General features: G+C 60.7%; 13 protein-coding genes. 6 read left to right on the top strand and 7 right to left on the bottom strand.

Features of this window, described 5'->3' with window-relative positions; translation table 11 throughout:
• Positions 1-47: 47 nt before the first annotated feature.
• The 3 genes from EA797_RS07820 to EA797_RS07810 form a co-directional block, all read right to left on the bottom strand.
• The gene (locus EA797_RS07820) at positions 48-620 is read right to left on the bottom strand and encodes a cytochrome b (protein ID WP_122164538.1); all 573 of its coding nucleotides are present in this window, start codon (positions 618-620) and stop codon (positions 48-50) included.
• Between the two features lie 171 nt (positions 621-791).
• A complete protein-coding gene (locus tag EA797_RS07815; RefSeq protein WP_122164537.1) occupies positions 792-1439 on the bottom strand; it encodes a DUF4198 domain-containing protein in 648 nt (215 codons plus the stop codon).
• Between the two features lie 311 nt (positions 1440-1750).
• Positions 1751-2722 carry a ribonuclease Z gene (locus tag EA797_RS07810; protein ID WP_122164536.1) on the bottom strand — a complete coding sequence of 324 codons (972 nt, stop codon included), beginning with the start codon at positions 2720-2722 and terminating at the stop codon, positions 1751-1753.
• A 210-nt stretch (positions 2723-2932) separates the two neighbouring features.
• Here EA797_RS07810 and EA797_RS07805 point away from each other — a divergent pair, with 210 nt between their 5' ends.
• The 3 genes from EA797_RS07805 (at position 2933) to EA797_RS07795 (ending at position 6924) form a co-directional block, all read left to right on the top strand.
• Complete coding sequence (locus EA797_RS07805; protein WP_122164535.1) at positions 2933-4246, top strand: CitMHS family transporter; 1314 nt, start codon at positions 2933-2935, stop codon at positions 4244-4246.
• A gap of 225 nt (positions 4247-4471) precedes the next feature.
• Positions 4472-5215 carry a Mut7-C RNAse domain-containing protein gene (locus EA797_RS07800; RefSeq protein WP_122164743.1) on the top strand — a complete coding sequence of 248 codons (744 nt, stop codon included), beginning with the start codon at positions 4472-4474 and terminating at the stop codon, positions 5213-5215.
• A 113-nt stretch (positions 5216-5328) separates the two neighbouring features.
• Positions 5329-6924 carry a putative bifunctional diguanylate cyclase/phosphodiesterase gene (locus EA797_RS07795; RefSeq protein ID WP_122164534.1) on the top strand — a complete coding sequence of 532 codons (1596 nt, stop codon included), beginning with the start codon at positions 5329-5331 and terminating at the stop codon, positions 6922-6924.
• On the opposite strand, the gene EA797_RS07790 is transcribed toward EA797_RS07795, so the two are convergent.
• The 4 genes from EA797_RS07790 to EA797_RS07775 all read right to left on the bottom strand — a co-directional run bounded on the left by EA797_RS07790 (position 6919) and on the right by EA797_RS07775 (position 9566).
• Positions 6919-8082, bottom strand: a complete 1164-nt coding sequence (locus EA797_RS07790; protein WP_122164533.1) for an acetyltransferase domain-containing protein — start codon at positions 8080-8082, stop codon at positions 6919-6921. The two genes, EA797_RS07795 and EA797_RS07790, sit on opposite strands and share 6 nt — an antisense overlap.
• Positions 8083-8283: 201 nt before the next feature.
• Positions 8284-8709, bottom strand: a complete 426-nt coding sequence (locus EA797_RS07785; RefSeq protein WP_122164532.1) for a VOC family protein — start codon at positions 8707-8709, stop codon at positions 8284-8286.
• A 19-nt stretch (positions 8710-8728) separates the two neighbouring features.
• Positions 8729-9148 (bottom strand): YciI family protein, encoded by a 420-nt coding sequence (locus EA797_RS07780; RefSeq protein ID WP_122164531.1) that lies wholly within the window; start codon positions 9146-9148, stop codon positions 8729-8731.
• 136 nt (positions 9149-9284) lie between these two features.
• Positions 9285-9566, bottom strand: a complete 282-nt coding sequence (locus EA797_RS07775; protein WP_122164530.1) for a hypothetical protein — start codon at positions 9564-9566, stop codon at positions 9285-9287.
• Positions 9567-9714: 148 nt separating this feature from the next.
• Here EA797_RS07775 and EA797_RS07770 point away from each other — a divergent pair, with 148 nt between their 5' ends.
• The 3 genes from EA797_RS07770 to EA797_RS07760 all read left to right on the top strand — a co-directional run bounded on the left by EA797_RS07770 (position 9715) and on the right by EA797_RS07760 (position 11652).
• A complete protein-coding gene (locus EA797_RS07770) occupies positions 9715-10245 on the top strand; it encodes a DUF3455 domain-containing protein (RefSeq protein ID WP_122164529.1) in 531 nt (176 codons plus the stop codon).
• Positions 10246-10381: 136 nt separating this feature from the next.
• Entirely contained in the window at positions 10382-10927 is a 546-nt protein-coding gene (locus tag EA797_RS07765; protein ID WP_122164528.1) for a sigma-70 family RNA polymerase sigma factor, read from the top strand.
• A complete protein-coding gene (locus EA797_RS07760; protein ID WP_122164527.1) occupies positions 10924-11652 on the top strand; it encodes an anti-sigma factor in 729 nt (242 codons plus the stop codon). The genes EA797_RS07765 and EA797_RS07760 overlap by 4 nt, the downstream gene beginning before the upstream one ends.
• Positions 11653-11657: the final 5 nt, after the last annotated feature.

The following is an 11657-nucleotide window of genomic DNA, read 5'->3' as shown; positions in this document are numbered from 1 at the left end:
CCCGGACCGGGCTATATCGGCGGTACATCAGGCGGTCAGTGCGTGTTTCAACTCACTCGGGATGGCCCGGATTGACGGTCGCCAAGCATGCGCGCCAGAACATCCTCGTCGCGCGGGCGACGGCGATGAATAAACACCATGGCGATATGGCCGACCACCATGGCCAGCAGGAGCCAGCCCAGCCAGCTATGCAGGAAGCCGGGCGCCATCATCCATTCGATCCTGTCACCCTCGAAGCCTGGCATCAGCGGGATGCCAAACGGCTCGAACGCCCGTCCGGACCCGTACTGACGCAACAGACCGATCAGCGGCACGACAATCATCAGCAGGTACAAGGCCAGATGCCCGAGGTTCGCCATCGGGCTGAGTGACGGCGGGCGGTGGCCGCGGTTTCGCAGTGACCAGAGGCCGCGCAGAACCACGAGAACAATCAGTAACAGGCCAACCACTTTGTGCGTGCCCCATAGGAAGCTTTCGATGGCGGTGTCTTCGAGCAAGAGGTGTGAAAGCGCTGTTGCGAACTGCCAGGCCAGAATGGCGGCCATGGTCCAGTGAAAGAAACGGCTCACTGTGCCGTAGCGTGCAGGGGTGTCGTGCAGCTGACTCTGATTTTCGCTCATCGTGATTGCCTGGGCCGACCGGAAGGCTGCCAGCGTAGCGGCTCTAGTACGGCGCTTTCAACGGTTCGTTGCCTGTATGCATACGGCGACCTGACAGGAAGTCCGGCGGGTGCTGGCCGCCTGGCGCATCAAACGCTCAGTCGGCCAGTACTGCAGTGAGCGAGCTATCACTCAGCGATGAAAGCTGGTGGTGGTGCCGTGGTAGAGGCGGTCAACCTTTTGCCCTGCCACGCTCTGGCCATTGGCGGGTGTCTCGTGCCCTGCAGCGAGAATGTAGCGGCCAGGAGCGTCGAGGGTCAGTTGTACAAGCCCTTGCTTGTCGGTTTTCAGCTGCTGTGCCTTGTTCTCGGGGGTGATCAGCATGACGTCGTTATCTGCCAATGGTTGGCCCTTGAAGAGCAGGGTGAAGCGGTCGCCATCGGCTTTCTCCGGGACCAGCTCTAGCTCCATCTGACCTTGCGTCTCAGCGCGGCCCCAGCGGGCATGCATCAAAGCGGCGGTGAGTTCGCCCTTGTCGTTTTCCCATGGTTTCCAGACCTGATCGTTGACTGCGCGTACGTCTGCGGCTCCATCAACATTTGCTTCGAGATGATCATTCCTGACGCTTATCGGCGTTTGCGCGGCGGAAGCCTTGCTGATGATTCGCGTTGTCGGCGCCAGCGCCGCGATGGTTTCCCCACTTTCAATCACGCCCTGATCCGGCTCGCCGAGAAACACCTTCACGGGGCCGTTGCCGTCGCGCTCCAGCCAGAGTTCATGAGCATGAGCGGGAAGTGTGAGTGCGCTGAGAAGGAGTAGGCCTGCAATGGGTTTGATCATGTTGTTTCCTGTTCGAAGGGCGCTGACATCGTTTTGGTGCAGCGCTCAGGTACACGCAGCGGTAGCGGCATGTGGGCAGATGGGCGAAAAGCGGAATGCCTGGCCGACCCGAGCGGATAAGTGAATCGATGCACAGACTAGGTAATCGAGAATTGCTTGTAAACGAGAAGATGTCGCATATGTTTGCTGGTATCAGCCTAAGTACATTTGCCAAAGGATCTGACCATGGTGGGCGGCGACCGATGCGGTGCCTCACCCGTCGCTTGAACTTGGCGAGCCCTGCTGTCGGCATCCCTTAGTGGCTGACGTGACTAGCGTTCCGCCTCGGTCCTCAGAAGCAGTTCCGCCCGCTTGTCCAGCGTCAGTTGCATGAAGTCCTCGGCGAGAAACAGCTTGCCGTTGTAGCGCGCGGTGGCTTCGGCTCGAATGTCGTCGATAGATAACGCGCGCCCCGAAACCGGCTGATAGCGTGCGCTGAAATGCGTCAGGATCAGATTGGCTATTCCTACGTCCTCCGCAAAGGTCGCGACCTGCGCCGCAGTGCTATGGCCGAAATCCGCCTTGCCCGCTTCGGCGATGGGTTGTGTGTAGGTGGCTTCATGTACGAGCACCTGCGCATTCGTGCAGGCGTTGCGCAGCAATTCGGGATCGTCATTGTCGCCGGCAATGACGATACGTCTGGGAGAGCGGGTGAACAGTAGATAGTCCTCGCTGCGCAAGGAGCGGCCTTCGAAGATCGCATCGTTGCCACGCATCAGCTCGCCCCAGAGCGGTCCGCGGGGTATGGCCTCAAGATCGAGCTTTTCAGTGTTCAGCCGAGGATCGGGGCGGGTTTCGGTAAAGCTGTACCCCCAGCTCGGGACTCGGTGAGAGAGGGTGGTCGCCTTGACGCTCACCTGTTGGTTGCGCCAGTTGTTCAGCGATTCGGTTGCATGGAAAACCAGCTCGTATGGCAGGTGGCTTTGGCTCATTTGCAGTGTTGCGCGCACCCAGCTCTCGATGGCCGCAGGCGCGACGATTTCCAGCGGCTCCAGTCGGCGGGCCATGCCGGCGCTGGCGAGCAGCCCCGGCAGCCCATAGCAGTGATCGCCATGCACGTGAGTGATGAAGATGGCGCGCAATCCATGCAGCGTCAACGGCGTGCGTAGGATCTGGTGCTGTGTGGCTTCACCGCAGTCGATCAGATACCAGCCTTTTCCGGTGTCCTCGAGCAGGGCCAGGCCGCTGACATTTCGCGTTCTGGTTGGGGTTCCGGATGAGGTGCCTAGAAATAGCAGATCCAACTGGCTGTGCTCCTGTGCTTCAGGTTGGTGTCATGGGTCGCGGGCCGGCGCCTTGGTGAGCGCGCAAGTGCTACCAGACATATCTCTTAACAGTCACTTGAAGGAATGCGCGTCCGGTTCAGTCCCGTTAAAGGTTACTGAAAGCTTGGCTTCGTAGGCTCCGAGGTTCACCTGCTTCAAGCTTCATAAAAATAACGAGGAGAACAAGGCGTGTTGACCCTGATTGGTCTGTTGACCATTGGCAGCCTGGTAGTGCTGCTGCTTGTGGGGCGTATGGCGCCCATTCTGCCGTTGATCGTGGTGCCGCTGCTGGGCGCTCTGCTGGCCGGGTTCGGGCCTGAAGCCATCTCGGGATTCTTTACCGATGGCTTGGGCCGGGTGATATCCATCGCCACCATGTTCGTATTCGCCATCACGTTTTTCGGCGTCCTGCAGGATACCGGGCTGTTCCGGCCGATCATCGGGACGATGGTCAAGCTGACCCGCGGAAACGTGATTGCCGTGACAGTTGCCACTGCCGTAATCGGGATGCTCGCACACCTGGACGGCGCCGGCGCCACCACCTTCCTGCTAACCATCCCTGCGCTGCTGCCGCTGTATCGCCAGTTACGCATGAGCCCTTATCTGATGCTATTGCTGCTGGCGCTCGGTGCCGGCATCTTCAACATGGTGCCCTGGGCCGGCCCGCTGGGCCGCGCCGCAGCGGTTACAGGTATCGACGTCACCGAACTGTGGCGTCCACTGATCGCCATTCAAGGCATAGGTGTCGTGCTGCTGGTGGCCCTTGCCGCCTTGCTCGGCTGGCGTGAACAGCGGCGCATCGCCTCGGGTGATGTCTCGGCGGATGAAGGTTTTCTGGTCGAGAGCAGTCAAAATCTTCACGAGCCCACTGCAGAGGAGCGCGCCCTGGAACGGCCAGGTCGGCTCTGGCTCAACGGGGGTTTGTTCCTGCTGGTGCTGATCTCGCTGTTCGCCGGTGTGCTGCCTGCGGGCTACGTCTTCATGATCGGTCTCTCGCTGGCGCTGTTGATCAACTACCCCGGCGGTAAAGCGCAGATGCAGCGTATTGCTGCGCACGCCCCGGCTGCGCTGAGCATGGGCATGATTATCCTGGCGGCCGGCTCGATGCTGGGCATTTTTACGGGTACGGGCATGCTCACTTCAATCGCGCAGGATCTGGTCCAGATCTTGCCGGCCTCGATGGTGCCCCAGCTGCACATCATTCTGGGCGTGTTCGGTCTGCCGATGGAGTTGATGCTCAGTACCGATGCCTACTACTTCGGCTTGTTGCCAGTGACTCTGGAAGTGGTGGCGAACCACGGCGTCGAGCCGGCCAGCGTCGTGTACGCAATGACCATCGGCAACATCATCGGCACCTTCATCAGCCCGTTTTCGCCTGCGCTCTGGCTTGCTCTGGGCCTGGCCGGACTGGATCTGGGCCGACACATCCGTTACTCGCTCTGGTGGATGTGGGGCTTCTCGGTACTGCTGTTCCTGGCCGCCTGGGCGATCGGTCTGTTCTGATACGGGTATGAGCGCCAGGCTCGGCTGCCCCAACCGTGGAGGGCGCAGCCGGGCCCTCTGTTGTCTGCCTGACAGAGAAGGATCGTGGGCCGCGACCTGCTCATCCTGATGCAACACTGCTGCCTGAGCTGGCGACCGGGTATAAGCTGAGCCGACTTACAGCATTGAGGAGTGCGATGCACCCGCGAGCCACAAGGATCGGCGCGGATGGCATTGCCCAGAGCCATGACAAACGCGACGTTTCGTTTCTACGCCAGGTTGAACCTGTTTCTTCCTGTAGAGCACAGGGGGCAGGCGTTCAGCTGCACCTGTGCAAAATCGGCCACCATAAAGCACATGATAGAAGCGCTTGGTGTACCGCATACGGAGATAGCGCTCGTGCTGGTCAATGGCGAATCGGCGGGGCTCGACTGGCCGGTTCGAGATAATGACCGAATTGCCGTTTACCCTAGATTCAGGCAGTTGGACATCGCTGAGCTGGCGCCCGTCCGACCTTCGCCAATCGGCCCGCCGCGCTTCGTCGCCGACGCCCACCTGGGCGGTCTCGCACGGCTGCTGCGCATGGCCGGTTTCGACACGCTATTCGACAACCGTTACGAAGATCGGGCGATGGCCGAGCTGGCCAACCGCGAGAGCCGGGTGCTGCTCACGCGCGATCGACCATTGCTCATGCATCGCGCCGTCGTTCACGGCTGTTATGTACATGCCATCAAGCCTGCCGAGCAGCTGCGGGAGTTATACGAGCGTCTGGATCTGGCTGACCATGCGCGGCCGTTCAGCTTGTGCATGAGCTGCAATGCGCCGCTGCATGAACGTGACAGAGCCGCCGTGGCGGAACGCGTGCCGGCAAGAGTCCTGGAGCGTCATGAGCGATTCAAGGAATGCGCTTGCTGCGGCAGGATTTTCTGGGAGGGCACGCACTGGCAAGACATGCGTGCCTTGCTTGACTCGCTCGCTCTGGCTGATTGAACGCGGGGCAGCGCCGTTGCGCCTGATGGACGGTTATCAAGGTCGCACCGGGGGAGTCGATAGCTAGCGAAACCCATTCGCCAGCCATCCGGCTGTTCCAGGTGCCGCTGATCATGCTCGCCAGCATCAAGATTCGCCTATCTCGTTTAAGCCAGAGCACCATCGACCTCATGATCATCGCTGCAATTGGTGTAGCCGCGTTGGCCCTTTTCGTCGAAATCCAGCTGTACGAGATGCTTCTGCAGTTTCACGCAGAGCATGAGCAATGGGAGGCGGATGAGCTTTCTCTGGCACTGCTGGTCATCGGCTGGTGCGGCTTCGCCTTCGGTGGGCGCCGGGTCATGGAACTGAAGAAAGAGATCCGCAGCCGCAAGAAAGCCGAACTCGCCGCGCATCAGCTCGCCACTCACGATTCGCTCACGGCGCTGCCCAACCGGCGAGGTCTGGAGCTGAGTTTCGCCAATGGCCTGCGCCAGCTGGACGAGCCGTTTTTCGTCGTGCTGTTCGACCTCGATGGATTCAAGTCGGTCAATGATGTGCACGGTCACGCCGTAGGCGACCAATTGCTCCAGACAATCGCCCAGCGCCTGCGCATCGCCTTACCCGAAGATGACTTCGCCTGCCGGCTGGGTGGTGACGAATTTGCACTTGTGCTGCGTTCGACCAAGACGCCGACGGCCGCGCATCAACTGATCGCGCAACTGGCGGAGATCATTTCCCAGCCGGTCGTGCTCGAGTCTGTGCGGCTGGTGGTACATGCGACCTACGGCGTCTCCCATTTCCCCCATGACGGCCAGAGCCTCGGTGACCTGATGCGCCGGGCCGATCTTGCGCTGTATCAGGGCAAGCACAGTGGCAAGCATGTCATCCGCTTCTTCGATAGCAACACCGATCACCATCTGGAAGACCAATCCCGGGCTGCCCAGCTGGTGCGCGAGGCGCTCGACAATGGCTATCTCACTACCCTCTATCAGCCCATCGTGAGCCTGGCCGAACAGCGGGTCGTGGGCTTCGAAGCACTGGCGCGGTTGCACCATCCGATTTACGGCGAAATCCCGCCGACGCGCTTCATCCCTGCCGCCGAGCAAAGCGGGCTGATACGCGAGCTGACCTCGACATTGCTGGAAATCGCCTGCACCGATGCGCTCACCTGGCCGGAGCACCTGTACTTGTCGTTCAATCTCAGCGCGCTTGATCTGCAGGACCCTGATCTTCCGGAACGCTTGCTGGCGATACTTGCCAAGGTTGGCTTCGCGCCTGCTCGGCTCGAGGTAGAGGTCACCGAGACGGCCATCGTCAAAGACATTCCGCTCGCTCGAAAACACTTCGATGCCTTGCGCGCCGTGGGCGTGCTCATAGCGATCGATGACTTCGGGACAGGTTATTCGAGCCTGGCACAGATCAGCCGCTTCAGCTTCGACAAGCTGAAAATCGATCGTGAGTTCGTCAGCTCCGTCTGCGAGAGCGAGAAAAGCGGAAAGATCGTCCGTTCGATGATTCACCTCAGCCATGGACTGGACATGCCAGCGATAGCCGAGGGGATTGAAAACATCGACCAGCTGGATTGGCTGAATCGTGCAGGGTGCCACTACGGGCAGGGTTACTACTTCAGCCGTGCGGTCTCTGCCGAAGCCGTGCAAGCCCTGTTGAACGAGGCTCCAGCCGGCATCAGGGCCGCTTTGCCTGCGCCAGTTGCACGTCACTCATAGATACTTGAGCCACTGAATGTCTCTACGGCGCGCCTTCAGCCCGGCGAACCAGCGCACTGCCGGGTACAGCAACACCGCCAGGACGACAGTGCACAGCCAGATTGGCCAAACCGCGTCAAAACCGAAATGGCTGCTCTGGTTCAATCCCCAGATGGCTACCGCCGCAATGTACAGCAGCTTGAGCACGTACAGGTGCAGCAAATAGAAGAACATCGGCGCGGCACCGAACACGGTCAGTGGGCGCAACCATCGCATCGCCTGGCCGCGCTCGAACGCCAGTAGCAACAGCAGGCCTGTCCCGAGCGTCAGGCAGAGGAACAGCAGCGAAGGCGGGTATTTGGTGATGTTGAGCAGGCTCATCAGGGTTTGCGTTCCGGTCTCGCCGACACTCCAGGACCGCTCGCCGTAGCCGTTGATCAGGCGTAAGCCCACGAAAGCCAGCAGCGCACCCAGGCCGTAATTGCGCAGTCGATTCTGCCGTGTGGCCGAATCTGCTTTGCTGGCGAACCATGGCCCGATGGTATAGCCGATGGCGATCACGCCAATCCACGGTAGCAAAGGGTACGAGGTGCGCAGCCGCAGTTGTTCCGAAACATCGATCCAGCCGCGGTCATGCAGGATGGCCCAGGGCACGTGCATCAACGAATCGTTGGCGAACTGCACTGGGTCGAGCAGGTTGTGCCCGACGATGATCCCGAGCCCCAGTGCCACCAGCAGTGAGCGCGGCAACCAAAGCAACGCTGAGAGAGCGAGCATGCTCAGGCCGATCGCCCAGATCACCTGCAGATAGATCACGCCAGGCGGGAACTGAAAGGTCCAGGCGAAATTGACCAGGGTGAGTTCGAGCACCACCAGAAACAGGCCACGCTTTAATAGAAAGCTCGACACTGCTGCGCGGCCCGCATGTTTCTCGCCGTACAGGAAAGCCGACAGCCCCGTTAGCAGAATGAACACAGGCGCGCAGAGATGGGCCAGCGTCCGGCTGAAGAACAATGCAGGTTCGGTGACCGCCACATCCATCGGATCGGGCACCTGCATGTGGAGGAGAAACGTCTCACGGACGTGGTCGAGCAACATGAAAATGATGACCAGACCGCGCAACGCATCGATGGAAAGCAGGCGCGAGGTGGCTGATGGAGACGCGGATGAGGATGGCATGGAACGCTCGCAGCGGAATCTCGGACGCGAGCAACTGACGCGTCGCGATAGGGCGCGATACGTTATAACAAAAGTCGCTGGCGGCCAATGTGCATGCACGCGCGTGAGCAGGGTGAGGTCGCCAACCGTACCCACGCGGCGCTGAGGTTCAAGCGGCGGGGCGACGACCCTGTCGGGACGTCGCCCGCCCTTCAGCTGCGCTCATGCATGCTCGCAGTTGATCATCCAGGACACGCCGAAGCGGTCGGTGAACATGGCGAAACGCTCGGCCCAAAAGGTTTTCTCCAGCGGCATCACGATATGTCCCCCGTCCGAAAGTGCAGTGAACAGACGTTCACTCTCGGCAATGCTTTCCGGATGCAGGGAGATCGAGCAGCCCTTGATGCCCTCGTATTCGCCGCCGCCACAAGCAGGGTCTCCAGGCATGGTGTCCGACGCCATGAGCGAGAAGTCACCGAGGTTCAGGCCGACGTGCATGATCCGCTCGCGATATTCGGCCGGGAAGTGCTCAGCATCCGGCGCTTGAGCGAAGGTCATCATCTCCAGCTCGCCGCCGAGCACCTGCTGGTACAGCGTAAAGGCGTCACGTGCCTGACCATCGAACGTGAGGTAGGGGGTAATTTTCATTTAGGCTTTCCTGCACGGGTTAGTGGCTGATTTGCGCGCGAAGGCGTTCTTCCTGCTCGCGCAACTCGGTGGTGAACTCCGCCCCGAAGTCCTCGGCTTCGAACACTTGTCGAAGTTCTATTTCCGAATCCCCGACGGCCGATTGCGGGCATCGTTTTACCCAATCGATGGCTTCTTGCAACGATGCAGTCTGGAACAGCCAGTAACCGGCGATAAGCTCGCGGGTTTCGGCAAAAGGGCCATCCACTACGGAACAGTGCCCGTCACTGAAGCGTACCCGTGCACCCCGGCTACTCGGGTGCAGGCCTTCGCCGCCGAGCAGTACGCCCGCGTTGGCGAGCGCTTCGTTGTACTCGCCCATCTCGCGGAGAATGTCCTCGCTGGGCATTTCTCCTGCTTCGGTCTGCGCGTTGGCCTTGATCATTACCATGAATCGCATCGTCCGGCTCCTTTTCGACTGGAAGAACACAGCCTAGTCGGCGCTTATGAAAACCGCTGGCTGTCATCATTGGTCGATGGCTGGACCCTGAAATCGACAGTGGCGCAGGTTTTTTTTCAGGCTGACCGGAGTGCGCTCAACCCTGGACCATCCCCGCGTGGTAGGTGGCAAAACACTCGCGTCGTGACGGGGCTGACCAACCCAGCCCGCGCGCGGCAGGCAGTAGTGTCTGATCGATGAACGCGTCGAATGCCGATGCGCTTTCCCATATGTCGACTATCCGCCAGCCCCCGGATACCGCTGCACATGAGTGGAAGAGAATGCCGGGCGGTGGGCTGATTGAAGTGAGGCGCGCGCAGAGTTCTTCGTAACGCAGCTGATCGATTTCGGGAAACTCCAGTGTGGTCAGATAGGGCATCGTCTCTCCTTGGTTAAATGAGCCTATGGGCGGTGGTCAGGCTGGCCCATATATTTTTCAAACCTAGTGCATCCAACAGCGGACCTGGCGGGTAGTGCAAGTAGCGGCACCTTTGTCGCTCAACCCGACCACTACCCGGAGATACCAAATGGACGCAAAAAAGATCCTCTGCCTGACCGGCCTTTCACTGGCAATCAGCTGCTCCGTCACTGCCTTTGCCCAGACTGATGTGCCCGAAGCTGTGCGCGTACCGGATGGCCACAAAGTCGCGATGGAAACCGTCGGCGTTGGCCAGATCACCTACGAATGCCAAGCCAAGTCCGACATGCCTGGCCAGATGGCTTGGGAGTTCATGGGGCCCAAGGCTGTGCTCAATGACCGCAGCGGCAAGCAGGTCGGCACCTATTACGGCCCGCCTGCTACTTGGGAATCCGCGGACGGCTCCAGGCTGACCGGTACTCAGGTTGCCATAGCGCCAGCAGGCGCAGGCAACATCCCGCATCAGCTCGTCAAGGCCAACCCCGCCGAAGGCAAGGGCGAAATGACCGGTGTCAGCTACATCCAGCGAGTCGCGACCCAGGGTGGCGTAGCGCCGAGCAAGGCATGCGCAGCTTCCAACAAGGGCGAGCGCGAGATCGTCCAGTACCAGGCCGACTACCTGTTCTGGACTGCCAACTAAGTGAGCCGGAAGGGCGTAAAGCGGCTCGATATGGCCGCCGATCGCCTTTATGCTCCGCTGACGCCCCGGCTCTATCCATGCCTTACGCCGGGGTATCCCTAACCAGACAGTGGCGGATCACGTGTCGCAACCCCCTATGTTCGATTATGAAGCGGCGCTGCGTGCCTGCGCACGAGGTGACCGTTCGGCCTTGCAGCAACTCTATGAACAGGAAAGCCCGCGGCTGCTCGGTGTGGTTCAGCGGATCGTCCGAGACCTGGCCCTTGCCGAGGACATCGTCCATGACGCGTTCATCCGTATCTGGAACAGGGCTGGCACCTACGACCAGACGCGTGGCTCGGCTCGTGGCTGGATCTTCAGCCTGACCCGCCACCTGGCCCTCAATGCCGTTCGCAACAATGCTCGCCACGTCCAGATGGAACCGGACGAGGAGGGTGACAGGGAGCATGGCGCCATCGATGGTTGGCAGGAGCAAACCGACGCCTTCGATTGGCGGGTAAACCCCGGCAGAGTCGAAGCCTGTCTTGAACAACTTGAACCGGTGCGCCGCAATTGCGTGTTTCACGCTTACGTCGACGGTTATTCCCATCAGGAAATTGCCCAGCGCCTGGGTGCGCCACTGGGCACGGTCAAGGCCTGGATCCGTCGCAGCCTGACCGCCCTTCGTGAGTGCATCGGATGAACATCGGACCAGACGAACCGAGTGAAAACCTCGATGAGCTAGCCGGCGAATATGTACTCGGCACGCTTTCGGCGTCAGAGCGGGAAGCGGTGGAGCGGCGCCTTGCCACCGAACCGGAACTGCAGTCAGCTGTGGATTTCTGGGAAGCGAGGCTGCTGCACCTGACCGATCTGGTCGAGCCACAAGCGCCTTCACCGCGATTGTGGAGCCGCATTCAGCGCAGCCTCAATGAGTCCAGCCGGCAAGCCGCAGCCGTCGTTGCCCCGCGACAGGAAGGCTGGTGGAACAACCTGTCGATCTGGCGCGGCTTCGCTGCCGCGGGCATGGCGGCGACCGTCTTGATGGCCGTGTTGCTGCTGACCCGGGTGTCGCCGGAGCCGTCGCCGACCTGGTTGGTGGTGCTTGCCACGCCGCAGGGCCTGTCGCCTGGTTGGGTGATGCAGGCCAGTAATCGGTCGCGGGACATCGAGCTGATCCCGCTTGGCGTCACCGAGCTGCCGCCGGACAAGGCCCTGCAACTCTGGACCAAGGCTGATGGCTGGCAGGCACCGGTCTCCCTCGGCTTGGTCAAGCCGGGTCAACCAGTGCGAATTCGCCTCGACGACTTGCCGCCGTTACAGCCCAATCAGCTGTTCGAATTGACGCTGGAGCAGCCAAGCGGCTCGCCAACCGGGCTGCCAACCGGGCCGATTCAGTTCATTGGGCGAGCAGCCAAGGTGATCTGAGTGCG

Origin of the sequence: Stutzerimonas zhaodongensis, from assembly GCF_003696365.1 — a bacterium.
Taxonomy (GTDB): Bacteria; Pseudomonadota; Gammaproteobacteria; order Pseudomonadales; family Pseudomonadaceae; genus Stutzerimonas; species Stutzerimonas zhaodongensis.
This window is presented reverse-complemented; position numbering and strand designations above follow the sequence as displayed.